Origin of the sequence: Pseudomonas sp. 22085 (assembly GCF_052045815.1) — a bacterium.
Classification (GTDB): Bacteria; Pseudomonadota; Gammaproteobacteria; order Pseudomonadales; family Pseudomonadaceae; genus Aquipseudomonas; species Aquipseudomonas glycinae.
In genome coordinates this window covers 246,074-271,780 of the sequence record NZ_JBQEQA010000007.1, presented here as the reverse complement: position 1 = coordinate 271,780, position 25,707 = coordinate 246,074, and the positions used below count along the sequence as shown (strand labels likewise).

The 25,707-nt window shown below is 60.5% G+C and carries 23 protein-coding genes and 1 riboswitch; of the genes, 13 read left to right on the top strand and 10 right to left on the bottom strand.

From position 1 onward, the window contains the following. Positions 1 to 9: 9 nt before the first annotated feature. On the top strand, positions 10 to 1,683 hold the full coding sequence (gene ligB, locus ACTJK7_RS11275) for an NAD-dependent DNA ligase LigB (protein WP_440779543.1): 1,674 nt from the start codon (positions 10 to 12) through the stop codon (positions 1,681 to 1,683). A 97-nt stretch (positions 1,684 to 1,780) separates the two neighbouring features. Then, on the top strand, positions 1,781 to 2,176 hold the full coding sequence (locus tag ACTJK7_RS11270; RefSeq protein ID WP_007959697.1) for a DUF1090 domain-containing protein: 396 nt from the start codon (positions 1,781 to 1,783) through the stop codon (positions 2,174 to 2,176). Positions 2,177 to 2,218: 42 nt separating this feature from the next. Here ACTJK7_RS11270 and ACTJK7_RS11265 read toward each other — a convergent pair whose 3' ends face one another. Beyond that, entirely contained in the window at positions 2,219 to 2,668 is a 450-nt protein-coding gene (locus ACTJK7_RS11265; RefSeq protein ID WP_440779542.1) for a c-type cytochrome, read from the bottom strand. 128 nt (positions 2,669 to 2,796) lie between these two features. On the opposite strand from ACTJK7_RS11265, the gene mltA reads away from it, so the two are divergent. After that, on the top strand, positions 2,797 to 3,981 hold the full coding sequence (gene mltA / locus ACTJK7_RS11260) for a murein transglycosylase A (protein ID WP_440779540.1): 1,185 nt from the start codon (positions 2,797 to 2,799) through the stop codon (positions 3,979 to 3,981). A 169-nt stretch (positions 3,982 to 4,150) separates the two neighbouring features. Here the strand turns inward: mltA and ACTJK7_RS11255 are convergent, their stop codons facing one another. Together ACTJK7_RS11255 and ACTJK7_RS11250 are read right to left on the bottom strand one after the other, a co-directional pair. Beyond that, positions 4,151 to 4,534: an MAPEG family protein gene (locus ACTJK7_RS11255; protein WP_085746665.1), complete on the bottom strand. Its 384-nt coding sequence runs from the start codon at positions 4,532 to 4,534 to the stop codon at positions 4,151 to 4,153. A 39-nt stretch (positions 4,535 to 4,573) separates the two neighbouring features. After that, positions 4,574 to 5,407 carry an EamA family transporter gene (locus ACTJK7_RS11250; protein WP_323151015.1) on the bottom strand — a complete coding sequence of 278 codons (834 nt, stop codon included), beginning with the start codon at positions 5,405 to 5,407 and terminating at the stop codon, positions 4,574 to 4,576. Between the two features lie 219 nt (positions 5,408 to 5,626). Between ACTJK7_RS11250 and ACTJK7_RS11245 the strand changes: the two genes are divergently transcribed. Continuing rightward, the gene (locus tag ACTJK7_RS11245; RefSeq protein WP_440779539.1) at positions 5,627 to 6,796 is read left to right on the top strand and encodes an MFS transporter; all 1,170 of its coding nucleotides are present in this window, start codon (positions 5,627 to 5,629) and stop codon (positions 6,794 to 6,796) included. A 105-nt stretch (positions 6,797 to 6,901) separates the two neighbouring features. Then, positions 6,902 to 8,167: a cation:proton antiporter gene (locus ACTJK7_RS11240; RefSeq protein ID WP_085746667.1), complete on the top strand. Its 1,266-nt coding sequence runs from the start codon at positions 6,902 to 6,904 to the stop codon at positions 8,165 to 8,167. On the opposite strand, the gene ACTJK7_RS11235 is transcribed toward ACTJK7_RS11240, so the two are convergent. Further along, positions 8,168 to 9,073, bottom strand: a complete 906-nt coding sequence (locus tag ACTJK7_RS11235; protein ID WP_323151014.1) for a formate/nitrite transporter family protein — start codon at positions 9,071 to 9,073, stop codon at positions 8,168 to 8,170. Positions 9,074 to 9,146: 73 nt separating this feature from the next. After that, complete coding sequence (locus ACTJK7_RS11230; protein WP_011336338.1) at positions 9,147 to 9,554, bottom strand: acyl-CoA thioesterase; 408 nt, start codon at positions 9,552 to 9,554, stop codon at positions 9,147 to 9,149. 197 nt (positions 9,555 to 9,751) lie between these two features. Continuing rightward, positions 9,752 to 9,850, top strand: a riboswitch (S-adenosyl-L-homocysteine riboswitch). A 23-nt stretch (positions 9,851 to 9,873) separates the two neighbouring features. Between ACTJK7_RS11230 and ahcY the strand changes: the two genes are divergently transcribed. The 4 genes from ahcY (at position 9,874) to ACTJK7_RS11210 (ending at position 15,367) form a co-directional block, all read left to right on the top strand. Beyond that, positions 9,874 to 11,283, top strand: a complete 1,410-nt coding sequence (ahcY, locus tag ACTJK7_RS11225; RefSeq protein ID WP_039767963.1) for an adenosylhomocysteinase — start codon at positions 9,874 to 9,876, stop codon at positions 11,281 to 11,283. A 187-nt stretch (positions 11,284 to 11,470) separates the two neighbouring features. Then, a complete protein-coding gene (gene metF, locus ACTJK7_RS11220; RefSeq protein ID WP_064380144.1) occupies positions 11,471 to 12,316 on the top strand; it encodes a methylenetetrahydrofolate reductase [NAD(P)H] in 846 nt (281 codons plus the stop codon). Between the two features lie 147 nt (positions 12,317 to 12,463). Continuing rightward, entirely contained in the window at positions 12,464 to 13,276 is an 813-nt protein-coding gene (locus tag ACTJK7_RS11215; protein ID WP_108563454.1) for a substrate-binding periplasmic protein, read from the top strand. 222 nt (positions 13,277 to 13,498) lie between these two features. Next, positions 13,499 to 15,367 carry a DEAD/DEAH box helicase gene (locus ACTJK7_RS11210; RefSeq protein ID WP_440779538.1) on the top strand — a complete coding sequence of 623 codons (1,869 nt, stop codon included), beginning with the start codon at positions 13,499 to 13,501 and terminating at the stop codon, positions 15,365 to 15,367. A gap of 138 nt (positions 15,368 to 15,505) precedes the next feature. Here ACTJK7_RS11210 and ACTJK7_RS11205 read toward each other — a convergent pair whose 3' ends face one another. Together ACTJK7_RS11205 and ACTJK7_RS11200 are read right to left on the bottom strand one after the other, a co-directional pair. Then, a complete protein-coding gene (locus ACTJK7_RS11205; RefSeq protein ID WP_440779536.1) occupies positions 15,506 to 16,099 on the bottom strand; it encodes a YceI family protein in 594 nt (197 codons plus the stop codon). 32 nt (positions 16,100 to 16,131) lie between these two features. Beyond that, complete coding sequence (locus ACTJK7_RS11200; protein ID WP_011336344.1) at positions 16,132 to 16,683, bottom strand: cytochrome b; 552 nt, start codon at positions 16,681 to 16,683, stop codon at positions 16,132 to 16,134. 424 nt (positions 16,684 to 17,107) lie between these two features. Here ACTJK7_RS11200 and ACTJK7_RS11195 point away from each other — a divergent pair, with 424 nt between their 5' ends. Both ACTJK7_RS11195 and ACTJK7_RS11190 read left to right on the top strand, forming a co-directional pair. Then, the gene (locus ACTJK7_RS11195) at positions 17,108 to 18,880 is read left to right on the top strand and encodes an anti-phage dCTP deaminase (protein ID WP_199912993.1); all 1,773 of its coding nucleotides are present in this window, start codon (positions 17,108 to 17,110) and stop codon (positions 18,878 to 18,880) included. Then, on the top strand, positions 18,867 to 19,022 hold the full coding sequence (locus ACTJK7_RS11190; protein WP_159085231.1) for a hypothetical protein: 156 nt from the start codon (positions 18,867 to 18,869) through the stop codon (positions 19,020 to 19,022). The genes ACTJK7_RS11195 and ACTJK7_RS11190 overlap by 14 nt, the downstream gene beginning before the upstream one ends. A gap of 121 nt (positions 19,023 to 19,143) precedes the next feature. On the opposite strand, the gene ACTJK7_RS11185 is transcribed toward ACTJK7_RS11190, so the two are convergent. Next, entirely contained in the window at positions 19,144 to 20,940 is a 1,797-nt protein-coding gene (locus ACTJK7_RS11185) for a flavin monoamine oxidase family protein (RefSeq protein WP_440779534.1), read from the bottom strand. Between the two features lie 223 nt (positions 20,941 to 21,163). Between ACTJK7_RS11185 and ACTJK7_RS11180 the strand changes: the two genes are divergently transcribed. Together ACTJK7_RS11180 and ACTJK7_RS11175 are read left to right on the top strand one after the other, a co-directional pair. Next, the gene (locus ACTJK7_RS11180) at positions 21,164 to 22,570 is read left to right on the top strand and encodes an adenosylmethionine--8-amino-7-oxononanoate transaminase (protein ID WP_064380137.1); all 1,407 of its coding nucleotides are present in this window, start codon (positions 21,164 to 21,166) and stop codon (positions 22,568 to 22,570) included. Positions 22,571 to 22,715: 145 nt separating this feature from the next. Continuing rightward, on the top strand, positions 22,716 to 23,435 hold the full coding sequence (locus ACTJK7_RS11175) for a 16S rRNA (uracil(1498)-N(3))-methyltransferase (protein WP_108563458.1): 720 nt from the start codon (positions 22,716 to 22,718) through the stop codon (positions 23,433 to 23,435). Positions 23,436 to 23,439: 4 nt separating this feature from the next. Here the strand turns inward: ACTJK7_RS11175 and ACTJK7_RS11170 are convergent, their stop codons facing one another. Together ACTJK7_RS11170 and ACTJK7_RS11165 are read right to left on the bottom strand one after the other, a co-directional pair. Continuing rightward, positions 23,440 to 24,342 carry a transporter substrate-binding domain-containing protein gene (locus tag ACTJK7_RS11170; protein WP_064380133.1) on the bottom strand — a complete coding sequence of 301 codons (903 nt, stop codon included), beginning with the start codon at positions 24,340 to 24,342 and terminating at the stop codon, positions 23,440 to 23,442. A 41-nt stretch (positions 24,343 to 24,383) separates the two neighbouring features. Next, positions 24,384 to 25,625, bottom strand: coding sequence for a D-amino acid dehydrogenase (locus tag ACTJK7_RS11165; RefSeq protein WP_108563459.1), 1,242 nt, complete (start codon positions 25,623 to 25,625; stop codon positions 24,384 to 24,386). Positions 25,626 to 25,707: the final 82 nt, after the last annotated feature.

The following is a 25,707-nucleotide window of genomic DNA, read 5'->3' as shown; positions in this document are numbered from 1 at the left end:
ACGCTCACGATGCTTGCCACACTGCGCCTGTTTTTGTTTTTCCTGCCGGTTTTCCACCTCAACGCCTTCGCTGGCGACTGCCCCGACTGGGCCGCCGCCCGGGCATCGAGCGAAGTCGCCGCCCTGCAACAACAGATCGATCGCTGGGACGACGCCTATCATCGCGAAGGCCGCTCGGTGATCGCCGATGAGCTCTACGATCAGTCCCGCCTGCGCCTGAACCAATGGCGCCAGTGCTTCAAACTTCCTTCACCGCCCGAGCCGGTGCGTGCATCAGGCCCGGTTGCGCACCCGGTCGCGCACACCGGCCTGGACAAACTTCATGATGCGGCGAACATCGCCACCTGGCTGCGCGACCGCCAAAACGTCTGGGTACAACCCAAGGTCGATGGCGTGGCGGTGACCCTGATCTATCGCGACGGCCGACTGCATCAGGCGATCAGTCGCGGGGATGGTGTTCGCGGGCAGGACTGGACGGCGTCGGCCAAAAAGATCGGAGCCATTCCGCAACAGCTGACGCAACCGCAGGATCTGCTGGTGCAAGGCGAACTCTACTGGCGCTTGAACGGACACATGCAGGCACGTGCCGGCAGCGCCAACGCCCGCGCCACCGTGGCCGGCCTGCTGGGACGCAAGGATCTCGACGCGGAACACGCCGCCGGCATCGGGCTGTTTGTCTGGGACTGGCCGCAAGGGCCGAAGGACTTGCCGGAGCGAATCGCGGCCCTGACACAATTCGGTTTTCCTACCACGGAGCCCTACACCCAGGCCGTCGCCAGCCTGAACGACGCGCAACACTGGCGCGATCACTGGTATCGCTCGCCATTGCCATTCGCCACGGACGGCGTGGTTCTGCGCCAGAGCCTGCGACCGCCCGCCGAGCGCTGGCAGGCTCGTCCGCCCTACTGGGCTGTCGCCTGGAAATACCCGTTCGCCCAGGCACTGGCCGATGTGCGCAAGGTGAACTTCAAGGTCGGCCGTACCGGGCGCATCACGCCGGTGCTCGAGCTGTCGCCGGTGATGCTCGATGACCGGCAGATCAAACGAGTCAGCGTCAGTTCGCTCAGGCGCTGGCAGGAACTGGACATCCGCCCCGGCGATCAGGTCGCAATCAGCCTGGCCGGGCTGACGATTCCGCGCCTCGACAGCGTGGTACTGCGCAGTACCGAACGCGCGGATCTGAACGTTCCGCTCGCCAGCGACTTTCACGCCCTGAGCTGCTGGCAACCGACGCCGGGCTGCGAAAGCCAGTTCCTCGCACGCCTCACCTGGCTGAGCGGCAAGCAAGGTCTCGCCCTACCGCATGTCGGTCGCGGCACCTGGGAGAAACTTCTGGAAACAGGCCGCCTGAACAGCCTGCTGGATTGGTTGACCCTCGACGGGCCGGAGCTTGCTAACATTGCCGGTCTCGGCGAGCGCAGCAGTGCCCGCCTGCTGCACAGTTTTCACAGCGCCCGCCAACGGCCGTTCCTGCAGTGGCTCAAAGCCCTGGGTTTGCCGCCGACAGGTCAGGCAACACTTGCCGATTCATGGCAGGCGCTGGCACAACGTAATACCGAACAATGGCAGGCAGAAGCCGGGATCGGCCCGGGCCGTGCGGCGCAATTGAGCGCCTTTTTTCGCGACCCGCAGGTACTGGCCCTGAGTAAAACCTTGCAAGCCGCCGGTGTCGACGGCTTCTGAACACGCAATCCCCGGCCCACCGGGAACCCAAGTCCGCCGGAGCGCTCCAACAGCGCAGTGCTTCACCGATACGATTGCCTTTGCACATGGAGCTTTTATGAAATTTCTCGCACCGCTCGCCCTGCTGTCTTTCTGCGCAGTCCTCGCCGCCCCCGTGATGGCAGACGAAGACGCGCCGGGCCTGACCGGTTGTGCCGCCAAGAAGCAGGGCATCATCAATCAGATCGAACAGGCCAAGTCCCGCGGCAACGCCGACCAGCAGGCCGGTCTCGAAACCGCCCTGCGCGAAGTCACGGAACACTGCACCGACGCCGGCCTGAAGAAAGAACGCGAAAACAAGGTGCTCGACGCCAAGCACGAAGTGAGCAAGCGTCAGGCTGATCTGGACAAGGCCATGAAGAAAGGCGATCCGGAGAAGATCGACAAGCGCAAGAACAAGCTCGCCGAATCGCGCAAGGAATTGCAGGACGCGCTGGACGAACTCGACAAGTAAGAGAGCCGGGGATCACAGCCAAAAACCGTGATCCCTTGAACATCAGTGGTCGCGAAACTCTTTATGGCAGGCACTGCAGGCATCTTCGACTTTCTGCACGGCAGGCCCCAGGTTACTGGCTTTGTAGGGTTGAACCTTGCTGGCGATCACCAGTTCACTGGTGGCCGCTTCAAGGGTGCGGGCCATCTCCTGGAAACGGGCCTGTTTCTGCCAGACATCGTCCTTGGCGCTGGTGTGATCCTCTTCGCGCACCTGCGGAAAATGTTTCCACGGCTCATGGGACAACGCATCGAGCTTGACCGCGCCTTCGGCGAATTTCGCTCCGTCGAACGGGATGCGCCCACGCAACATGCCACCCAGGTCTTCACCGGTCTTGAGCATCTGCTTGAAGATCGCCTTGCGCTGACCCAGCGGGGAATTCGGGTCGACACCGCCACAGGCGGACAAGCTCAGACAGGCCAGCAATACAACAGAAATTCTTTTGAGAGTCATGGTGGCTTCAGGTCACGGAAATCGGCGGCCAGTATCCTCGGGTCACCGCCAAACACCAATAGCCCTATTAACAATAAGGGTTGCTTGAGCGCATGGAGCACTTCTGCAACCGGCACAGGAAATTCTCCATGAACAGCCGTTTCAAGGCCTGGCGTCATCCGCTCATCGCTACCCTCCCGCTGCTGGCGATCCTCGCCGGCTGCACCGGTGGCGACAGCGCCAAGCCGAAAACCCACGCCCTGGCCACCTACTCCAGCGCCACCTGGGAAGCCCTGCCGGCGGTGTCCGATAGCGATCTGGTCGCCGGTTTCGGTTCCTGGCGCAGCGCCTGCACCCGGCTCAAGGCTGACCCGGTCTGGGGCCCGACCTGCGCGGCAGCTGCCAACGTGCCGCAGAGCGCTGGCGACATTCGCACCTTCCTCAAGCAGAACCTTGACGTGTTCGGCCTGCGCGCCGAGAACGACAATCCCAACGGCCTGATCACCGGCTACTACGAACCGGTGTACCCCGGCAGCCTGACGCAAACCGCCACCGCCAACGTGCCGGTGTATGGCGTGCCCGAAGACATGATCACTGTGTCGCTGGACAGCATTTACCCGGAGCTGAAAGGCAAGCGTCTGCGCGGACGCCTCGAAGGTCGTGTGCTCAAGCCTTACGACGACGCGGCGACCATCGAGAGCCAGGGCGTCAAGGCGCCGGTCGTGGCGTGGCTGACCGATCCGATGAACCTGCAATTCCTGCAGATTCAGGGTTCGGGGCGGATCCAGACCGAGGACGGTCGCCAGCTGCGCATCGCCTATGCCGACCAGAACGGTCACCCGTACCGACCGATCGGCCGCTGGCTGGTGGAACAGGGTGAGCTGAAAAAAGAAGAGGTGACCATGGGCGCGATCAGCAACTGGGCCAAGGCCAACCCGTCGCGCATTCCGGAACTGCTGGCGAGCAATCCGAGCTACGTGTTCTTCACCCGCAACCCGGACAGCAACGAAGGCCCGCGCGGTTCGCTGAATGTGCCGCTGACCGCTGGTTACAGCGCGGCGGTGGACCGCAAGGTCATTCCGCTGGGCAGCCTGCTGTGGCTGTCGACCACCCGCCCGGACGGCACGCCGTTGGTACGCCCGGTTGCGGCACAGGACACCGGCGGCGCGATTGCCGGCGAAGTTCGTGCGGATCTGTTCTGGGGCACCGGTGATGCCGCCGGACAATTGGCCGGCGACATGAAGCAGCAAGGGCAGATCTGGATGCTCTGGCCGAAAGGTGCGGCGTTGCCGCAAGTGCCCCAAGTCGCCGACACGGTGAAGGACAAACCTTGAGCGCCTCGGCGCTTGAGCTATCGCCTTCGCGGGCAAGTCGAATCGTCGCACCGCCGCTCCCACAGGTATCAATAGCGAGCACAAATCCTGTGTGCACCAGAGAACCCTGTGGGAGCGGGCTTGCTCCGGGCGGCGATCCGACGAAGAGGCCAGTAGCAGCGCTCAAGAATCAGACAGACACAAAGAAGAACGAAGCAATCAGCACCATCCCGACGAACCAGACCAACGAGCGCAAAGCCGCCCAGTCCGCCAGATAGCAAATGATGTAGAGCAGGCGACTGGTGATGAACAGCACCGCCAGCACATTGACCGTCACCAGCTCTGCCGTGCCCACCAGGTGCGCGACGATCACCGCCGCCGCAAACGCCGGCGTCACTTCAAAACTGTTCAGCTGCGCCGCATGGGCACGGCGCGCCACACCATCCACGCTGTCCAGAAAGTCCCGGGGATCATGATTGTCCCGCAGTCTGAAACCACCCGAGGCCTTGGCCACGACGGTGCACAGATAGGGCAGAAAGATCGCGATCAACACACACCACAAAGCCACCGTCATAACGCTGTCCTTCTTTCAAGTTTTAGAGTTGCCGGGCGGTCAGAGCTTCATCACCAACATGCCGATCAGCACCAGCCCACAGGCTAAGAGCCGCGGCCGGCCGAAAGGTTCTTTCAGGTAACGCATGCCGAACAGCACCACCAGGATCACGCTGATTTCACGCAACGCCGCCGCTTCGGCAATCGAGCCCAACTGCATCGCCCACAGCACCAGAGCGTAGCTGAACAACACGCAGAATCCGACCGCCAGCCCCAGCTTCCATTGCTCGCGCCAGAACAGTTTGAACGCCGGCCTTTTCGCTACCCCCGCCAGCAACGGGAATGGCCAGGCACTGAGCAGCGTGACCCAGACCAGGTAATCCAGCGGATGCGACCAGCGCCGCAATGCCTGACCATCGATGTAGGTGTAGCAACCGATGCACAAGCCGATCAGCGCCACTACCGGCAGCATCGCCCACGGCAAATGTTTCCCGCCGCCGCCCTGCCAGAGCAGGCAAGCCATGCCCAGCGGGATCAGCAGGATCCCGAAGATTTGCTGGGTGGTCAGCACCTCGCCGGCGAAGATCAGGGTCAGCGCCAGTACCACCAGCGGCGACAGTCCGCGCATCAACGGATAGACCAGCCCCAGGTCGCCAACCCGATAGGCCTGGATCAACAGATAGCGATAAAGCAGCTCGAACGCCGCCGACGCCAGAATCCACGGCCAGATTTCCGCCGGCGGCAGGCTGATGAAAGGCATCGCCAGCACCACGAACAACAGCGCCACGCTGTCCATGCAGGCCACCACCAGCAGCCGTTCGGCGCTGAACTTGATCAACGTGTTCCACGCTGCGTGCAACAGCGCCGCCACCAACACCAGAGCTGTCGCCAGCACGTGCCACTCCTTTGTTCTTGTTGTTGAACCTGAGCCAATTAGTCAGATTATTGATTCGCGATGTGTCAGCAGCTGTTTATACTGCAAGCGACCACGCCGCACTCAGTTGCGCACAGACAAATTCCAATAATTCCTGCCTGCCCCGTTCTCGTCCGAGACCGGTCGCCGGCCTGCGTATGCCTGATCAAAGCGTCAAGACTACCGACAGAGACCTTGCGCATGCCACTCGCCTTGCTTGCACTCGCTGTTGCCGCTTTTGGCATCGGCACCACTGAATTCGTCATCATGGGCCTGCTGCCCGATGTCGCCCGCGACCTCGCGGTGAGCATTCCCCACGCCGGCCTGTTGATCACCGGCTACGCCCTGGGCGTAGTGTTCGGTGCGCCGATCCTGGCGATCGGCACCGCCAACATGCCGCGCAAGGCCACGCTGCTGGGCATGACGCTGATGTTCATCCTCGGCAACGTGCTGTGCGCGCTGGCGCCGAACTACGCAACGTTGATGGCGGCGCGGGTCGTAACCGCACTGTGCCACGGCGCGTTCTTCGGCATCGGTTCGGTAGTGGCCGCCGGGCTGGTCGCGCCGAACAAACGGGCGCAGGCGATTGCCATGATGTTCACCGGCCTGACCCTGGCCAACGTCCTTGGCGTACCGCTGGGCACGGCACTCGGTCAGTACGCCGGCTGGCGCTCGACCTTCTGGGCGGTCTCGGTGATCGGTGTGATCGCGGCCCTCGCCCAATGGCTGTGGTTGCCGAAACACATCCCGATGGACAAGGCCAACCTCGCCAGCGAGTTCAAGGTGCTGGGCAAGGTCAACGTGTTGCTGGCGCTGGGCATGAGCGTTCTGGCCTCCACCAGTCTGTTCAGCGTGTTCACCTACATCGCGCCGATTCTGCAGGACATCACCGGCGTCAGCCCTCACGGATTGACCGTGATGCTGCTGTTGTTCGGCGTCGGCCTGACCGGCGGCAGCATGCTCGGCGGGCGCCTGGCCGACAGTCGTCTGCTGCCGTCGCTGGTGGGTGTCGCGCTGACGGTGGTGGTGATTCTGGCGGCGTTCAGCCAGACCAGTCGCTCGGTGGTTCCCGCGGCGATCACGCTGGTGCTGTGGGGAATTTTTGCCTTCGCCCTGTGCCCGATCCTGCAACTGCTGATCATCGATCAGGCGCATGAAGCACCGAACCTAGGCTCGACCCTGAACCAGAGCGCGTTCAACCTCGGCAATGCCGCCGGCGCGTGGATCGGTGGACTGGTAGTAGCCAGCGGCGCGGATCTGGCGGACTTGCCGTGGACCGGCGCGCTGGTGGGCGTGCTAACGGTGCTGACGGCGCTGTTTTTCATCTACCTGCAACGTCGGGGTGTCGCTGCGGTCAATGTGTCCGGCTGATTTTCCCGGGGGACACAATTGTGTCCCCACCCGGCGTCAGCCCATCCAACCCTTGCGTCCATGAACGGGCGCGATGTCTTTCCACCCCCATCCAAAGGACCCCGGATGCTTGAACTCGTCGCCGCTTTCATCTGCCTCACCACCCTCCTCACCTTTGTGAACTTCCGCTTCATCGGCCTGCCCCCAACCATCGGCGTGATGGTTACCGCACTGATGTTTTCCCTGTTGCTGCAAGGCCTGAGCCTGCTCGGTTACCCCGGTCTCGAAGAGCGCGTACAGCAACTGATCGGCCAGATCGACTTCGGCGATCTGCTGATGAACTGGATGCTCTCGTTCCTGCTGTTCGCCGGTGCGTTGCACGTGAACCTCAACGACCTGCGCAGCTACCGCTGGCCCATCGGCCTGCTGGCGACCTTCGGCGTACTGATCGCCACCGCCGTGATCGGCAGCCTCGCCTACTACATTTTTGCCCTGTTCGGCTGGCACGTGAGCTTCCTTTACTGCCTGTTGTTCGGCGCGCTGATTTCCCCGACCGACCCGATTGCGGTACTCGGCGTGCTGCGTACGGCCAACGCCTCGAAGCCGCTGAAGACCACCATCGTCGGCGAATCGCTGTTCAACGACGGCACCGCCGTGGTGGTGTTCACTGTGTTGCTGGGCATCGCGCAACTGGGCGAAACCCCGACCGTCGGCGCCACGGCCATGCTGTTTGCCCATGAAGCCATCGGCGGCGTGCTGTTCGGCGGGCTGATCGGTTATCTGGTGTACCTGATGATCAAGAGCATCGAGCAGCACCAGATCGAAGTCATGCTGACCCTGGCGCTGGTGATCGGCGGTTCGGCGATGGCTACCGAACTGCACGTCTCGGCGCCGATTGCGATGGTGGTCGCCGGTCTGATCATCGGTAACCTCGGTCGCAACCTGGCGATGAACGACATGACCCGCAAATACCTGGACGGTTTCTGGGAATTGCTCGACGACATGCTCAACGCCCTGCTGTTCGCGCTGATCGGGATGGAGCTGTTGCTGCTGCCGTTCAACTGGCTGCACGTGGCGGCGGCAAGCCTGCTGGCGCTGGCGATTCTGCTGTCGCGCCTGCTCACCGTGGCCCCGGCCATCGTCTTGCTGCGGCGCTGGCGCACCGTGCCGCGCGGCACTATCCGGATTCTGACCTGGGGTGGTTTGCGCGGCGGTGTGTCGGTGGCACTGGCCCTGGCCCTGCCGTTGGGCCCGGAGCGCGATCTGCTGCTGAGCATCACCTACATCGTGGTGCTGTCATCGATCCTGTTGCAGGGCCTGACCATCGGCAAACTGGTCAAGCACGCAACGCGCGACGAGCCGGCGAGCGCTGCCGAGCCCGTGCACCACTGATCATTTCTTGATCTGCTGCGGATCGGGCTTTTCGGCCTGATCCGCAGACTCTTTCGGCCCGTCCGTTTCTTTCGGAGCTCCGCTTTCACTGCGAATCTGCGCATGACTGATCAGGGCGAAGATGAAACTGCCGCCGATGATGTTCCCCGCCAGGGTCGGCCCGGCAAACACCGCCCAGAAGTCACTCCACGGCAACTCGCCGGCAAACACCAGATACGACACCTCCGCCGACCCCACCACGATGTGAGTGAAATCGCCCAGTGCCATCAGATAGGTGATGAGGATGATGATCCACATCTTCGCGCTCTCCATGGACGGAATCATCCAGACCATGGTGGCGATCATCCAGCCCGAGACAATGCCCTTGGCGAACATCTGACTCGCATGGTTTTCCATGACCTTGCGGCCGATTTCGAGGAAGGCTACGTCAGTCTTGCTGTCGAAGATCGGCAGTTCGAGCATCACGTAGGCCACCAGAATCGTCCCGCACAGGTTGCCGAACAGCACCACCGTCCAGAGCCGGATCAACCGGCCGAAATTGGCCAGGGTCGGTTTGGTCATCACCGGCAGCACAGCAGTCAGGGTGTTTTCGGTGAACAGTTGCTGGCGGGCGAGGATCACCGCGAGAAAGCCTGCGCAGTAGCCGAAGCTGGCAATCACCTTGAATTCGTCGCCCTCGGGCAGACGCGAGTTGAGCAGGCCCATGCCCATCAGCGACAGGCCCATGGTCAGCCCGGCCGCGAGCGCCGACCACCACAACGCGGCGATGCTGCGCTCCAGTTCCTGGTCGCCCTGTTTGCGGATGATTTCATGCAGAACCGCCGCGCGGGGCGGCTGGTTTTTCTCGACTTCGTGCTGTTCCTTGGCCGAGAGATCGGGGGTCTTGCCGTCTGTTGGTGTGGTCATGGCGGGAAACCGGTGGCGGGGTCATAAGGCTACGACACGCGCCGCTCGGCTTCCGTTCGCCGGTGTGACGCGATTACTCGGTAACGGGCACGTCATCCTTGAACTGGTCTTTGACATACCTGATCTCGGTTCGCCCGTGCGGCGCCGGCAAGCCGTCTTCGCCGAGGTTGACGAAGACCATTTTCTCGACGGTCAGGATGCTCTTGCGGGTGATCTTGTTGCGCACTTCACAGGTCAGGGTGATCGAGGTGCGGCCGAACTCGGTGGCGGTGATGCCCAGTTCGATGATGTCGCCCTGGCGCGAGGCGCTGACGAAGTTGATTTCGGAAATGTACTTGGTCACCACGCGCTGGTTGCCCAGTTGCACGATGGCGTAGATCGCCGCTTCTTCGTCGATCCAGCGCAGCAGGCTGCCGCCGAACAGGGTGCCGTTGGGGTTGAGGTCTTCGGGTTTTACCCACTTGCGGGTGTGGAAATTCATCTTCACTCCTGAGCGTCTTGCCGAATGATGGCGCCATCTTGGCAGACTGAGCGGTCATGCTCCATGAGGCATCTACTATGGTCGCGATTGGCGATCTTCATCTGGCCGACAGAAACCCTTTGGAAGATCAGTCTAGACGGCTATAATCGCCCCCGTTTCAAAACGGTAACCTTCACTTGGTACCGTTTTCCCGCCACCTGTCCGAGGGGCGCTGCAGCAGGTTCAACCTGTCAGGCTCGGATGGGGCGTTGACCGGCTGAGGCCGGACACTAAACGCACAACGGCGCCCATTCGCATACATTACGAATGGAGGCTCTTCATGAGCGCTGTTATCACGCCTGCAGATTTTAACGATTACAAAGTTGCCGACATGTCCCTGGCTGCCTGGGGTCGTCGCGAAACCATCATCGCCGAGTCGGAAATGCCGGCCCTGATGGGTCTGCGTCGCAAGTACGCTTCCGAGCAGCCTTTGAAAGGCGCAAAAATCCTCGGCTGCATCCACATGACCATTCAGACCGCCGTGCTGATCGAAACCCTGGTTGCCCTGGGTGCCGAAGTGCGCTGGTCGTCCTGCAACATCTTCTCGACTCAGGATCAGGCCGCCGCTTCCATCGCCGCTGCCGGCATCCCGGTTTTCGCCTGGAAAGGCGAGACTGAAGAAGAGTACGAGTGGTGCCTGGAGCAGACCATCCTGAAAGATGGCCAGCCATGGGACGCCAACATGATCCTCGACGACGGCGGCGACCTGACCGAGCTGCTGCACAAGAAATACCCACAGGTTCTGGACCGTGTTCACGGCGTGACCGAAGAAACCACCACCGGCGTGCACCGTCTGCTGGACATGCTGGCCAAGGGCGAGCTGAAGATCCCGGCCATCAACGTCAACGACTCGGTGACCAAGTCCAAGAACGACAACAAGTACGGCTGCCGTCACAGCCTGAACGATGCGATCAAGCGTGGTACCGACCACCTGCTATCCGGCAAGCAAGCGCTGGTCATCGGTTACGGTGACGTGGGCAAGGGCTCGGCCCAGTCCCTGCGTCAGGAAGGCATGATCGTCAAAGTCTCCGAAGTCGACCCGATCTGCGCCATGCAAGCCTGCATGGACGGTTTCGAACTGGTTTCGCCGTTCATCGACGGTATCAACGACGGCACCGAAGCGAGCATCGACAAAGCGCTGCTGGGCAAGATCGACCTGATCGTGACCACCACCGGTAACGTCAACGTTTGCGACGCAAACATGCTCAAAGCCCTGAAGAAGCGCGCCGTTGTCTGCAACATCGGTCACTTCGACAATGAAATCGACACCGCTTTCATGCGCAAGAACTGGGCATGGGAAGAAGTGAAGCCACAGGTACACAAGATCCACCGTACCGGCGCTGGCTCGTTCGATCCACAGAACGACGACTACCTGATCCTGCTGGCCGAAGGCCGTCTGGTGAACCTGGGCAACGCTACCGGTCACCCAAGCCGCATCATGGACGGTTCGTTCGCCAACCAGGTTCTGGCGCAGATCTTCCTGTTCGGCCAAAAGTACGCCGACCTGTCGCCAGCCCAGAAAGCCGAGCGCCTGACCGTTGAAGTTCTGCCGAAGAAACTCGACGAAGAAGTGGCCCTGGAAATGGTTCGCGGCTTCGGCGGCGTGGTCACTCAACTGACCAAGCAACAGGCTGACTACATCGGCGTGACCGTCGAAGGCCCGTTCAAGCCGCACGCTTACCGCTACTAAGAGCAGCTGCGAGCTTCAAGCTTCAAGCGGCAAGCAAGGTCAAAAGCCGGACTTGCCGTACGAAGCTTGAAAGCTCTGCCCCTATTTCAAAACAGTTTCAGGCAGCCGGTTTCACGCTCGATAGATCAGCGCACCACCGCTTCTCTCGCAGCTTGTAGCTTGCCGCTCGTAACTGGAGGCTTCCTCCATGTCCCAAGACCGTCGCTACAGCTTCGAGTTCTTCCCGACCAAGACCGATGCTGGGCATGAAAAACTGCTCGCCACTGCCCGTCAGCTGGCCACCTACAACCCTGACTTCTTTTCCTGCACCTACGGCGCGGGCGGTTCGACCCGTGACCGCACGCTGAACACCGTTCTGCAGCTGGAGAGCGAAGTCAAAATCCCCGCCGCACCGCACCTGTCGTGCGTCGGCGACAGCAAGGACGACCTGCGCGGCCTGCTGAACGAGTACAAGGCTGCCGGCATCAAGCGCATCGTCGCCCTGCGCGGTGACCTGCCGTCCGGCATGGGCATGACCAGCGGCGAGCTGCGTCACGCCAATGAACTGGTTGAATTCATTCGTGAAGAAACCGGCAATCATTTCCACATCGAAGTCGCCGCCTACCCGGAGATGCATCCACAGGCGCGCAACTACGAAGACGATCTCGCCAACTTCGTGCGCAAGGCCCGTGCCGGCGCCGACAGCGCGATCACCCAGTACTTCTTCAACGCCGACAGCTACTTCTACTTCGTCGACCGTTTGCAGGCGCTGGGCGTGGACATTCCGGTGGTGCCGGGGATCATGCCGATCACCAACTACAGCAAACTCGCGCGTTTCTCCGATGCCTGCGGTGCGGAAATCCCGCGCTGGATCCGCAAGCAGCTGGAAGCCTACGGCGATGACAGCCAGAGCATTCAGCGCTTCGGTGAGCAAGTTGTCACCGATATGTGCGAACGCCTGCTGCAAGGCGGCGCGCCCGGCCTGCACTTCTATTCCATGAACCAGGCCGAACCGAGCCTGGCAATCTGGAACAACCTGAAGCTGCCGCGCTAAAAAGACGTAAACGCAGAACCAGAAGATCGCAGCCACGACAGTGCCTACAGCGCTTTCGCCGCTGCGATCTTTTGCTTTTAACGCCCGAAACAGAGCTTCTGCGGCCACTTTCTGGCTCTTTCCGGTTTCTCGTCGTAATCTCAAGCCATGCCTTTGATCACGCAGTTATTCGCCGTGCTGGTTTTTGCTTGCCTGAGCTTTGCCGCTCGGGGCGAGAAGCTGCGTATCGTCACCGAACCGTGGGCGCCGTACGTCTATGAACAAGACGGCAAGAACCTCGGCCTGGACTACGAAACCACCGCCATCGTGTTCAAGCGTTTGGGCATCGAAGTCGAATGGCAGTTTTTGCCGTGGAAACGCTGCCTGTCGATGCTCGAAACCGGCCAGGCCGACGGCGCGCTGGATATCTTTCACAGCGACGAGCGCGACGCCACCCTGCTCTACCCGAGCGAACCGTTGTCGGACGTCGAATTCGTGATGTTCTATGCCAACGACCGCCCGCACCCTTTTCGCAGCCTCGAAGACCTCAAGGGTCTGACCATCGGCACCTCACCGGGCTATCTGTACAGCCCCGACTTTCGCGAATCGACCCTGTTCACTCGGGAACCGGCCCCGACCCACGAAGCCAACTTCGGCAAACTGGTGCGCGGGCGCATCGACCTGCTGATCACCGATCGCCGCGTGGGTCAGCATTTGCTCGATGAACTGGGCATTCGCGACAAGATCACTGAGAACCCGACCGTCATCAGCCGCCAGAGCCAGTTTCTGGCCGTGCGGCGCAACGCCGGGATGGATTTGCTGGTGCAGCGCTTCGGTGCCGAGCTCAAGCGTTTCAAGCGCGAACCGGCCTATACCGAGCTCAGTGCCCGCTACGGCGCGGCCCCCGCCCTGACGGCGCCACTGGGCACCGCCACCGCCAGCGGCAAAACCGTTGAGCAGCAGGAAAGCGGCGCGCAGTGATTGCTCTGTTATACTCCGGCGTTCCCGCCAGGCTCACGCCCGGACGCCCGGAACCGTAACAGGCCTCCCGACCCGCTACAGCGCAGCTTTTCAGCCCGCGCGAGCGCTCCGGACGTGCCTTCGGAACCGCAGCAGGACCGGACGGGATTGCGTCCTCTTAAACGCCATTCGCGCCAGGCAAGACTCCCATTGGGCCAAGCCCTAACTAAAACAGGATTACTCATGTCCTTTGCTTCCCTCGGTCTCTCCGAGGCTTTGGTCCGCGCTATCGAAGACGCGGGCTATACCGAGCCTACTCCGGTGCAACAGCGGGCCATTCCCGCCGTGTTGCAAGGTCGCGACCTGATGGTTGCGGCTCAGACAGGTACTGGTAAAACCGGCGGTTTCGCCCTTCCGATCCTGGAGCGGCTGTTCCCCAACGGTCACCCGGACAAATCCCAGCGTCACGGCCCGCGCCAACCGCGCGTGCTGGTGCTGACCCCTACCCGCGAACTCGCGGCGCAGGTTCACGACAGTTTCAAGATCTACGCCCGTGACCTGAAATTCGTCAGCGCGTGCATCTTCGGCGGCGTCGGCATGAATCCGCAGGTTCAGGCCATGTCCCGTGGCGTTGACGTTCTGGTGGCGTGCCCCGGTCGTCTGCTCGACCTGTGCGGCCAGGGCAGTGTCGATCTGTCCCATGTCGAAATCCTCGTGCTCGACGAAGCCGACCGCATGCTCGACATGGGCTTCGTCCACGACGTGAAGAAAGTCCTCGCCCGTCTGCCGGCCAAGCGCCAGAACCTGCTGTTCTCGGCGACCTTCTCCAAAGACATCACGGATCTTGCCGGCAAACTGCTGCACAACCCGGAACGCATCGAAGTGACGCCGCCGAACACCACGGTCGAGCGCATCGAACAACGCGTCTTCCGTCTGCCGGCCAGCCACAAGCGTGCGCTGCTGGCCCACCTGATCACCGCTGGCGCGTGGGAACAGGTGCTGGTGTTCACCCGCACCAAGCACGGCGCCAACCGTCTGGCCGAGTACCTGGACAAACACGGCCTGCCGGCTGTGGCGATCCACGGCAACAAGAGCCAGAACGCCCGCACCAAAGCCCTGGCCGACTTCAAGGCCGGTGAAGTGCGCATTCTGGTTGCCACCGACATCGCGGCACGCGGTCTGGACATCGACCAGTTGCCACACGTGGTCAACTTCGAACTGCCGAACGTCGATGAAGACTACGTCCACCGTATCGGCCGTACCGGCCGGGCCGGTCGTTCGGGCGAGGCGATCTCGCTGGTCGCACCGGACGAAGAAAAACTGCTGAAAAGCATCGAGCGCATGACCAAGCAGAAAATCGCCGACGGCGACCTGATGGGCTTCGATGCCAGTACCATCGAGGCCGAGAAGCCTGAAGTTCGCGAGCGTCCGGACATGCGCAACCCGCGCAATGCCCGCGGCCCAAGCGGTGACGGCCCGAATGGCGGCGGCGGTGGCGGCGGTCGTAAAGACAAAGGCAAAGACAAGGGCAAGGAAAAACCGGCCGGCGAACGTGGCGAGCGTCCAGCCCGTCAACAGAAGCCGCGCGAAGGCACCCCGGCCCGCGAACAACGCCAGCCAAGCCAGCCGCCACGCGCCGCTGCTGATCGCGCTCCGGACGAGTTCCTCGACGACGATATCGATAACTTCGGTAACCGCGTCGACTACGTGCCGAAGCAGGCTCCGACCGGTGGTCGCAACCGTCGTCCAGGCGCTCCGGCGCAAGGCGCAGGTTCAGGCGCACCCCGCGGCGGTCAGTCGCAAGGTCGCCAGAACGGCCCGCGTAACAGCAACGGCTCGAGCACCGGCACGCCGCCAGGCAAACGCAGTGGCCCACGCAACGGTGCACCGCGTGACGGCCAAGGTCGCCGCGACGAAAACTCGCGCAACCGCCGCCCGGCCCGTGATGATCAGCAACGCGCTGAACCGGCCGTGCAGAACCCGCGCAGCAGCGGGCCGAAGATCATGCACAAGGAATCGAAAGCCGACCGCTTCCCGACGCCTGAGCAACTGGATCAACTGCCAAGCCGTCCACGCGGTGAAAAACCGGCCTTGCTGACCCGCAATCGCTGAGTTTTCGACTGCAATGAAAAATGCCCCGGCCTGAAAACCGGGGCATTTTTTGTGCGCCGCTGAAACGAAAGTGGCGGCAGGCAATAAAAAACGCCCCCGATCGCAAGACCGGGGGCGTTTTTGTATGGCCGGCGAAAATTACTTCGCTTTGACACCTTCGAACGAGATGTACAGGTCGACTTTGTCAGACTGTGGACCCAGGTCCATCATCTTGCCGAAATCAGAACGCTTGATGCTGGTAGTGCCTTCGAAGCCCGCACGGTAGCCGCCCCATGGATCCTTGCCTTCACCCAGGAAAGTGGCCTTGACCACGATCGGCTTGGTCACGCCGTGCAGGGTCAGGTCACCGGTCACGTCGGCAGTGTCTTTGCCATCGGCGTTCTTGCCGGTGGACTTGACGCTGGTGGAGACGAACTTGGCATCAGCGTATTTGCCCACGTCCAGGAAGTCTTTGCTGGAGATGTGCTTGTCACGCTCGGCGTGGTTGGTGAACACGCTGGCGGTCTTCACGTCGAACTCGATCTTGCTGTCTTCAGGCTTGGCGGCGTCGAAGCTGAACTTGCCGCTGATGTCCTTGAAGGTACCGGTGATGTAGCTGTAGCCCAGGTGGCTGATCTTGAAGTCGACGAAGGCGTGCTGGCCTTCTTCGTCGACTACGTAGTCAGCGGCCATCACATTGGCGGACAGGACGGCAGAGCCGATTGCCAGAGCGGCCAGAGTCTTTTTCAACATGCTTTGTTTTCCTTTGGAGTCGAGGTGGAACATCAGGCTTTGCGTCCCAGCATTCGTGTCAGGGTCGCATCACGATCGATAAAGTGGTGCTTCAATGCTGCCAACGCATGAAGGCCGGAAAAAATTACCAGCGCCCATGCCAGGTACAGATGAATCACACCGGCGGTATCTGCCTGATCCGGTAGTCCGGAAACCAGTGCAGGAACTTCAAACAGGCCAAACACCGGAATCCCGACACCGTCTGCGGTGGAAATCAGGTAACCGGCAATCATCACGGCGAACAGCGCAAGGTAGAGAAACCCATGGCCGAACTTGGCGCCGATGCGGGTCATGCGGCTGTAGCTCTGGAGCGTTGGCGGCGGTGGGCTGACAAAGCGCCACAACACCCGCAACACCATCACAGCCAACAGCACCAGACCGATGCTCTTGTGCAGATCCGGCGCGTCTTTGCGCCAGGTGCTGTAGTAATCCAGCCCCACCATCCACAGACCCAGCGCGAACAGCCCGAAGACCGCCAGCGCCACACCCCAGTGCATGAAGATGCTGACCCAACCGTAGCGCGAAGAAGAGTTACGTAGCTGCATTGCCCAAATCCTGTGAGAACTGCGAACCAAGACTAGCGAGTTATCTATCGAATTAAAGCGGAAAATTTCGCTTTGAAATATCGAGAAATACGATCAAGAGCTTCTGACCGTCGCGTTAAGGAAAGATTAACCCATAGCAGAATCACACGTCTTAGCGAGAAAAATCATACAAACCCGCCACCCTCTGAGGTAGTCGCTCGTCAGAAATATCCTCAATTCATTTAGGCACTCAAAGCGAGTTGAGTGGGATAGCAGGACTGTATCTATGCGATTTTTTTAACCATCGGAACCAAAAATTCGAAGGGGCTTTCGCATCTGGACCTACGACAGGGTGGCTACTACTCTCAGGTGAGGCAAACGTAAGTCCATCGTCCAGAAGCCGGAACAATGCCTAACGGACCGCAATTCAACACAGGGAAAAAAGATGCGTTTTGACGGCGAACTCGAAGAATTAAAACAAAAATTAAGCTCTCTCCGGCATGCTGGAGAATGGAGAGTCGTCAATCCAAACCAATATCAATTCAGAGCTAATAGTAAGGGGATCATGAATTGGTTCCCCTCAACGGGGAGTATCACATTTCAAGGAAACCCGAGATCCGCCGAACAATTAAGACTACTTGTTGAAGGATTGCTGATCAGCGGCACTGATTCGGAACACCTACACATCGAACGAACCTCGATAGAGGTAGAAGCTGCTTTCGCTGAGTTATCTACAAGCTCGACAGAGACAGGCGCATATTTTCTCGATGACTCCTACTCTGACTCTGAGTTGGTTATCGGTCTGGTTGGGACGATTGGCACCAACTTAAACGAAATTGCAAGGCTCATAAACGAACGCCTGTCTAAATTCAACTACACGACAGAAAGTATAAAAATATCTACAGATATAATCTCTACATTGGGTTCCCCACTTTCAAGCACAGATGAATTTGGCAGGATCAGTTCCTTTATGGAGGAAGGAAACAATCTTAGAAAAAACAGTAAAGACAACTCAATACTTGCTCTCGGGGCTGCTGCCAGGATCAACTTCCTACGAGGAAAGCAAGAGGCCTTGCGCAGAAAAGCTTTTATTATCAACTCACTGAAAAATCCAGCCGAAGTACAAAGACTACGAAAAATATACTCGAACGGTTTTTTCTTGATTGGTGTCCACGCTGACCACACAAGACGACATGACTATCTGACAAAAGAAAAATCGATTCCAGAAGAGCAAGCCTCTAAATTAATCGACAGAGATGCAGATGAACGTGATGACTATGGGCAGCACACGAAAGACACCTATCACCTATCCGACTTCTTCATCGACTACAACGGCAACTCCGACTCATTGAAAAAACAGATATGGCGAGTTTTTGATCTGCTTTTTGGCAAACCCTACGTTACGCCTACATTCGATGAATACGCAATGTTCATGGCCTTCTCAGCCTCACTAAGATCTGCTGATCTTTCTAGGCAGGTGGGTGCGGTTCTAACAAAAGACAGGTGCATCGTCTCGACTGGAGCTAACGATGTACCAAAAGCACACGGAGGGCTGTACTGGCCTGAAGTAGACGACGTTACCCAGGAAATCGTCGACGCAAAGGATGGGCGTGACTACATGAGAGGAGAAGACTCTAACGCCACACAGAAAAAATTGATCATTGACAGCATTCTTGAAGTAATCCCAGAGGAATACAAAGAAAAACTAAAGCCCTTGATCAAGGGCAGCAAAATAAAAGACATCACCGAATATGGAAGAGTTGTTCATGCAGAAATGGAGGCACTTCTTTCAAGCTCAAGATTGGGCATTAGCACATCAGGCAGCGACTTATACTGCACAACGTTTCCCTGCCACAATTGCGCAAAGCATATCGTTGCGGCTGGAATCAAGAGAGTCGTATATGTTGAGCCATACCCGAAAAGCAAGGCACTGGATTTCCACTCAGATTCCATATCACTAAATCAGAGAAGCAACAACGTTGTATTTGCACCGTTTATCGGAGTTGGCCCACGAAGCTTTTTCAACCTATTCTCCACTAATCTCGGTAGTGGCTATCCAGTAACCAGAAAATCCGAGGATGGTCAGGCTCTTGACTGGAATGAGTCCGATGCTAAATTACGCACCCAAATGCTGCCTTGCTCGTACATTGAACGCGAAACCATAGCTGCAACCCTCCTATCAAGGTACCTAGAGGAAAGCCAAAATGACGCCCACTAAAGAAGAGTTTCTCAACCATTTAGCGGAATCTCGCCGTACTGTTGAGCAATGGCCTTCTTGGAAGCAAGAGGCACTCAAAGCATCTCCTCAGCAGCATTCTTCTTCATCAGCTCCATCTGCTCAGCACAAAGAAAAGCGCTGAACTGTCTCCTCGGCTCTTATCCGATGGAGCTTGAAGCCCAACCTAGGGCAGATTAACCAAAATGGTTGATCCATAAAAAAGCGCGGCCTGAAAGCCGCGCTTTTTCATTCACCGCAAAGCCTTACTGCGCTTTGGTCTCGGTGCTTGCCGCCGGTTTGGCCGCTGGCTTCTTCGCCGGCTCAGCCTTTTTCACTGCAGGTTTGGCGGGGGCTTTTTTCGCCTCGGCCTTCGCCGCAGGTTTCTTCGCTGCTGGCTTGGCTGCCGCTTTTTTCGCCGGCTCGGCTTTCACCGGGGTCGCTGGCTTCGGTGCTTCCACCGGAGCTGGCGCAGGAGCCGGGGTCGGGGTCGGGGTCGGGGTCGGTGCAGGCGCTGGAGCGGCTGGAGCGGGTGCCGGCTCTGGTGCTTTCACTGGCTCTGGCTTCTTGTCGTCGTCCGAACCGCCGAACAGGTTGGTGAAGAAGTTGCCTTTCTTTGCCGCTACTGCCGCGCCCGCACCCGCTGCTGCGGCGGTGGCCGCTGCCGGGCCGACCTTGACCGGTTCGAAGGATTTGCCCGCCGCCAGGTCTTCAACCTGACTGGCCGCGCGCTGGCCGGTGCGCAGTGCGCCTTCCAGGGTGCCCGGGTACAAGGTGTCGGTGTGTTCACCGGCAAACGCTACGCGCTGCAGCGGACGCTCCCACAGGCGCCAGAATTTGCTGATCTGGCCAGGGCCGAAGGCGAGGTAGGAACCGCCGGTCGACGGGTCGGTGCTGTAGCGACGGATTTCATAACCGGTGAATGCGCCACGGGCCTGTGGATAAAACGCGTGCAGACGGATCAGCACCTGATCGACCATCTGCTTGTCGCCGAAGGCCTGCATGACGCGAGCGTTGTCGCCGGACAGGTTGATCACCACGTTGGCGCCGCCCTTCAGGGCCGGCTCGATCCACAACATGCCAAGGCCGGTGTTGCTGTAGATCTCGCCGGACATCCGCGCCTTGCTTTCCCACACCGGCGTCTTGAACTTCAGCATGATCTGGTCACGCCAGCCGTAGTTGGTGCCCTTGATCGCAGCCAAGTGCTGGGCGTCCAGCGCCGGGGTCAGCTGGATCTTGTTGAGGGCGCGCAACGGCACCGCCAGCACTACATAATCGGCCTGGTAGCCGACGCTGCCGACCTTGACGGTTACGCCGTCCTTGTCCTGAGTGATGGCAGATACTGGCGAGTTGGTCTTGATGGTTTTCAGCTGCTTGACGAAGGCCTGGGCCAGCACCGGGCTGCCACCGACCAGACGCGAAGCGCGCAGGTCACGGTCGGACACGCCGCGGTACACCCGGCTCTGCTGCGCAAAGTACAGCAGCGACAGGCGCGAAGGCTCGTCGTAGTGGGTGCGGATATCCTGGTTGATCAACTGACGCGCGGTGGCCGGCAGGTTCTGCTTGTCGAGCCAGCTCGAGACGTTGATCTGGTCGAGGGCGTGCAGAGTGTTGGTCGCCGCCGGGTTTTGCGGATCGTCGATCGAACGCGCCAGATCGTCACGGGTTTTCTCGTAGCGCTTCAACGCTTCGGCCGTGGCAGGTTGTTTGGTGGTCAGGTCGGCGGCGGAGAAATACTCGCCATCGATCAGGTAACCCGGGGTCCGAACGAATTCAGGCGCCGGCGTGGTGCTCAGCTTGAACGTCGAAACGTACTTGTTCAGCACCGGTTGAGTCTTGTCGTTGCCGATCCACTCGCTGGTGGCCATGCCCGAACGACCGCCCAGGCTCGGTTTGGCTTCGAGCAGCGTGACCTGCCAGCCCTTGTTCTGCAGTTCGTAAGCCGCCGTCAGGCCCGACAGGCCGCCGCCGATCACGATTGCGGTTTTATCCTTGGCCAGCGCCGTAACGCTGAACAGCCCCAACACCACCAGCGCACAGGCGCGCAGCCAACCGACAGACATTCAGCGAACTCCGGAAATACACGTAGGAAAAAGCAGTTTTGCGGGTCAGACGACCCAAAGAACCGCGAAGAATACGTCAGCCATCAAAACGCCGCCAGCGACGTCTATCGGCCCATACAAAGTAGCTCAATCGACACAATGGGTTGTTCCGGCGCGACGCATTGCATAGGCTTGCGCGATTGTTTGCCCGCGCCTGACGCGAGCCGCCTCGAGGAGACTGAACATGGGCCTGAACAACCAGTGGATGCAACGCGATCTCGCGGTGCTGTGGCATCCCTGCACCCAGATGAAAGACCACGAACAGCTGCCGCTGATCCCGATCAAGCGCGGTGAAGGCGTCTGGCTGGAAGACTTCGAAGGCAAGCGTTATCTGGACGCGGTCAGCTCCTGGTGGGTCAACGTGTTCGGCCACGCCAACCCGCGCATCAACCAGCGCATCAAGGATCAGGTCGATCAGCTGGAACACGTGATTCTGGCCGGTTTCAGCCATCAGCCGGTAATCGAGTTGTCCGAGCGACTGGTGAAGATGACGCCGGAAGGTCTGAACCGAGTGTTCTACGCCGATAACGGCTCGTCCTGCATCGAAGTCGCGCTGAAAATGAGCTTTCACTACTGGCTCAACCGCGGCCAGCCGAACAAGAAACGCTTCGTCACCCTGACCAACAGCTACCACGGCGAAACCATGGCGGCGATGGCGGTCGGTGACGTGCCGTTGTTCACCGAAACCTACAAAGCCCTGCTGATGGACACCATCAAGGTGCCGAGCCCGGATTGCTACCTGCGCCCGCAGGGCATGAGCTGGGAAGAACACTCGCGCAATATGTTCGCGGCGATGGAGCAGACGCTGGCCGAGAATCACGACAGCGTCGCTGCGGTGATCGTCGAGCCGCTGATCCAGGGCGCGGGCGGCATGCGCATGTACCACCCGGCGTACCTCAAGCTGTTGCGCGAAGCTTGCGACCGTTACGGCGTGCACCTGATCCACGACGAAATCGCCGTCGGCTTCGGCCGCACCGGGACCATGTTCGCCTGCGAACAGGCCGGCATCCGCCCGGACTTCCTGTGTCTGTCGAAAGCCCTGACCGGTGGCTATCTGCCGTTGGCCGCGTGCCTGACCACCGACGAGGTGTACAGCGCGTTCTACGACGACTACCCGACCCTGCGCGCCTTCCTGCATTCCCACAGCTACACCGGCAACCCGCTGGCGTGTGCGGCGGCGTTGGCGACCCTGGATATTTTCGAACAGGACAACGTGATCGAGAACAACCGGGCGCTGGCGCAGCGCATGGCTTCGGCGACGGCGCACCTGGTGGATCATCCGAATGTTTCGGAAGTCCGTCAGACCGGCATGGTGCTGGCGATCGAGATGGTCAAGGACAAAGCCACGAAAGAGGCTTATCCGTGGCAGGAACGTCGCGGTCTGAAGGTGTTCCAGCATGCGCTGGAGCGTGGCGCGTTGCTGCGCCCGCTGGGCAGCGTGGTGTATTTCCTGCCGCCGTACGTGATCACCCCGGAGCAGATCGACTTTCTTGCCGAAGTCGCCAGCGAAGGCATCGACATCGCCACCCGCGACAGCGTCAGCGTGGCAGTGCCGAAGGATTTCCATCCCGGGTTTCGTGATCCGGGCTGATCCAAACACTTAAGTTGACGGCTCGTTCCCATGCTCTGCGTGGGAACGCCTCACAGGACGCTCTGCGTCCGCTCTTGGGACGCAGAGCGTCCCGGGCTGCATTCCCACGCGGAGCGTGGGAACGATCTAATCAGAGAGACCCGAAATGAGACTGTCCCGCTTCTTTATCGACGCCCCGCTGAGCACCGGCGAACACGAACTGCCGGAAGCCCAGGCGCATTACATCAGCCGCGTGCTGCGCATGGCCGAGGGCGATGCGGTGCAGTTGTTCGACGGTTCCGGCCACGAGTTTCGCGGATCGCTGGTGGAGGTCGGCAAGAAACGCGTGGTGGTGCAGATCGACGAGCAGTTCGCCGGTCAGGTCGAATCGCCGCTGCACATCCACCTCGGCCAGGGCCTGTCCCGGGGCGAGCGGATGGACTGGGCAATCCAGAAAGCCACCGAACTGGGCGTGACTGAAATCACCCCGATCTTCAGTGAACGCTGCGAAGTCCGCCTCAAGGACGAACGCGCCGACAAACGCCTGCTGCACTGGCGTCAGGTGGCGATCAGCGCTTGCGAGCAATGCGGTCGTTCGCGAGTACCGGTGATTCATCCACCACTGTTGCTGGCTGACTGGCTGAAGCAGACCGAAGCCGAGCTGAAACTGGTGCTGCACCCGGTGGCCGAGCCGCTGGTCAGCCATGCCAAACCATCGACCCTGGCGTTCCTGATCGGCCCCGAAGGCGGCCTGTCCGACACCGAAGTCGAGCAAGCCAAGGCCAACGGTTTCCACGCCGCCCGCCTCGGCCCGCGCGTGCTGCGCACCGAGACCGCGCCGGTTGTGGCACTGGCGGTGGCGCAGCAACTGTGGGGTGACTTCTAACCCGTCACTGCACCGGATCACTGGTTGGTCTGGCGATGATTGCCTTGAGTTCGCTGGTCATCGGGAACTCAAGGTTCAGGCCCTTCGGCGGGATCGGCTGTTCGAACCACTTGCGGTAGATCCCGTTGATCTCCCCAGAGCTGTACAGGTCGGCCAGCACACCGTTGACCAGCGCGAGGAATTGCGGATCATCCTTGCGCACCATGCAGCTGTAGATTTCCCGCGACTGCTCCTCCCCCACCACGACCCAATTGTGCGGATCGCGCGCCTTGGCCCGCTCGCCGTAAAGTAGCGCATCGTCCATGTAGAACGCCGCCGCACGTCCCGATTGCAGCATCTGGAACGCCTCGCCGTGATCCTTGGCACTGATCACGAACATGTTCAGTTTGTGGTCGAGGTTGTAGCTCTTCAGATAGCGCTCGTTGGTGGTGCCGGCGGTGGTCACCACGTTCTTGCCGCGAAGGTCATCGAAGCTGTGGATGCCGCTGTCCCTGGCGGTCAGCAGCTGCCCTTTGACGTAAATGAAACCGTAGGAGAACGCGACCTGCTTCTGCCGTTCGGCGGTTACCCCGGTGGAGCCGCATTCAAGGTCGACCGTGCCGTTCTGTACCAGCGGAATCCGCGTCTGCGAGGTCACCAGGTTGTACTTCACCTTCAGCTCCGGCAGCGCCAGTTGCTGCCTGATGCGCTCGACGATCTTGCCCGCAAGCTCCACCGAATACCCCATCGGCTGCCCGGTGTGATCGCCCACATACGAGAACGGCACCGACGCATCGCGATAACCCAGGGTGATGCTGTTGGTGCTGGCAATCTTGCCGAGCGTACCGGTCAGCGGCACTTCATTGGCCTGCGCCTGAGCGCCGAAAACCAGCGCCAGAGTGCAGCCGAGCAACGTGATTTTTTGCATTGTTATTCTCCGTTGTGGGTGAGGTGTTTTAGCAGAAACCGTCACGCCGCACGGGGATTGAACCCGTGCAGATCAATGGATGTGCGCTGCTCGCCAATCAGTTCGCTGAGCAACTGCCCGCTGCCGCAGGCCAGGGTGAAACCCAGCGCGCCGTGGCCGAGGTTGAGCCACAGATTGCGATACGCGGTGGCGCCCAGCAGCGGAACGCCGGTGGGGGTGGCCGGGCGCATGCCGGCCCATTCGACGGCCGCATCGTAGTTGCCTGCGTCGGGAAAGGTGTCACGGGCCTGACGCTTGATCAGCGCCAGTCGCTCGGGGTCCACCGCCGGGTCGAAACCGACGATGTCGACCATTGCCGCCACGCGCAGTTGTTCGCCGATACGCGCGTAGACGATCTTGCGGTCGTAGTCGGTGATGCTCACGTCCGGCGCCCGGTGCTCGTTGCCGATCGGCACGGTCAGGCTGTAGCCCTTCAGCGGATACAGCGGCAGGCGCAGGCCGGGCAGCGCGAGTAACGGGCTGCGATGGCCGGCGGCGATCACCAGTTGTTCGACCGGCAGGGTTTCGTCGCCAAGTTCAATGGCCGTTACCGCGCCGTGGCTGTGGCGAATGCCGGTGACTGCCTGACCAAGGCGAAACTCGCAGCGACCCGACGCCTTCAAGCGCGCCGCCAACTGCTGGCAGAAGCCATGACAGTCGCCGACTTCTTCATCCGGCGTGTAGATCGCGCCCACAAACGGCGCATCGGTCAATGCCGGTTCCAGCTGCGCACATTCGGCGGCGGACAACACTTGCTGGTGCTGTGGATCGGCCAGGCCCTTGCGTGCATGGTCGAAGCTGGCGGCATGGCGGAAGCTCACCAGTTTGCCGTTGCGCCGCCAGTTGAAGCCGGCGAGTCCGTCGTCCTCGCGCCAGCGTTTCAGGGTGCGCTGGCTGAACAGCGCCAGACGCAACAGATGCGCGGCGTTTTCACGGTTGACCGAGGTGCGGCACGCGGCGAGAAACGAGGCCATCCAGCGCCACTGCGCCGGATCCAGGCGCGGGCGCAACTTGAGCGGTGAATCGCCGCGCAGCATCCAGCCGATCGCCTGCAACGGCACGCCGGCATCAGCCAGCGGTGCAACGTAGCGGTAGGACAACTGGCCGCCGTTGGCGAAACTGGTTTCGCTGCCCAGCGACTGCCGCGCCTCGACCACCGTCACCTCGAAGCCGTCGCGCACCAGCGCCCAGGCCGTTGCCAGCCCGATCACGCCGCCGCCGATGATGCACACACGCTGAGCCATGTCCGTCCTTAATCGTTCTTGAAGACGAGGCCGAGGTTAGGGTGAGGTGACAGGCGCCGAACAATGAATAAAGATGCCAAAC

Coding starts and splice junctions, on each gene's coding strand:
- ligB (WP_440779543.1), top strand. CDS start 10: ATGCTTGCCACACTGCGCCTGTTTTTGTTTTTCCTGCCGGTTTTCCAC.
- ACTJK7_RS11270 (WP_007959697.1), top strand. CDS start 1,781: ATGAAATTTCTCGCACCGCTCGCCCTGCTGTCTTTCTGCGCAGTCCTC.
- ACTJK7_RS11265 (WP_440779542.1), bottom strand. CDS start 2,668: ATGACTCTCAAAAGAATTTCTGTTGTATTGCTGGCCTGTCTGAGCTTG.
- mltA (WP_440779540.1), top strand. CDS start 2,797: ATGAACAGCCGTTTCAAGGCCTGGCGTCATCCGCTCATCGCTACCCTC.
- ACTJK7_RS11255 (WP_085746665.1), bottom strand. CDS start 4,534: ATGACGGTGGCTTTGTGGTGTGTGTTGATCGCGATCTTTCTGCCCTAT.
- ACTJK7_RS11245 (WP_440779539.1), top strand. CDS start 5,627: ATGCCACTCGCCTTGCTTGCACTCGCTGTTGCCGCTTTTGGCATCGGC.
- ACTJK7_RS11240 (WP_085746667.1), top strand. CDS start 6,902: ATGCTTGAACTCGTCGCCGCTTTCATCTGCCTCACCACCCTCCTCACC.
- ACTJK7_RS11235 (WP_323151014.1), bottom strand. CDS start 9,073: ATGACCACACCAACAGACGGCAAGACCCCCGATCTCTCGGCCAAGGAA.
- ACTJK7_RS11230 (WP_011336338.1), bottom strand. CDS start 9,554: ATGAATTTCCACACCCGCAAGTGGGTAAAACCCGAAGACCTCAACCCC.
- ahcY (WP_039767963.1), top strand. CDS start 9,874: ATGAGCGCTGTTATCACGCCTGCAGATTTTAACGATTACAAAGTTGCC.
- metF (WP_064380144.1), top strand. CDS start 11,471: ATGTCCCAAGACCGTCGCTACAGCTTCGAGTTCTTCCCGACCAAGACC.
- ACTJK7_RS11215 (WP_108563454.1), top strand. CDS start 12,464: ATGCCTTTGATCACGCAGTTATTCGCCGTGCTGGTTTTTGCTTGCCTG.
- ACTJK7_RS11210 (WP_440779538.1), top strand. CDS start 13,499: ATGTCCTTTGCTTCCCTCGGTCTCTCCGAGGCTTTGGTCCGCGCTATC.
- ACTJK7_RS11205 (WP_440779536.1), bottom strand. CDS start 16,099: ATGTTGAAAAAGACTCTGGCCGCTCTGGCAATCGGCTCTGCCGTCCTG.
- ACTJK7_RS11200 (WP_011336344.1), bottom strand. CDS start 16,683: ATGCAGCTACGTAACTCTTCTTCGCGCTACGGTTGGGTCAGCATCTTC.
- ACTJK7_RS11195 (WP_199912993.1), top strand. CDS start 17,108: ATGCGTTTTGACGGCGAACTCGAAGAATTAAAACAAAAATTAAGCTCT.
- ACTJK7_RS11190 (WP_159085231.1), top strand. CDS start 18,867: ATGACGCCCACTAAAGAAGAGTTTCTCAACCATTTAGCGGAATCTCGC.
- ACTJK7_RS11185 (WP_440779534.1), bottom strand. CDS start 20,940: ATGTCTGTCGGTTGGCTGCGCGCCTGTGCGCTGGTGGTGTTGGGGCTG.
- ACTJK7_RS11180 (WP_064380137.1), top strand. CDS start 21,164: ATGGGCCTGAACAACCAGTGGATGCAACGCGATCTCGCGGTGCTGTGG.
- ACTJK7_RS11175 (WP_108563458.1), top strand. CDS start 22,716: ATGAGACTGTCCCGCTTCTTTATCGACGCCCCGCTGAGCACCGGCGAA.
- ACTJK7_RS11170 (WP_064380133.1), bottom strand. CDS start 24,342: ATGCAAAAAATCACGTTGCTCGGCTGCACTCTGGCGCTGGTTTTCGGC.
- ACTJK7_RS11165 (WP_108563459.1), bottom strand. CDS start 25,625: ATGGCTCAGCGTGTGTGCATCATCGGCGGCGGCGTGATCGGGCTGGCA.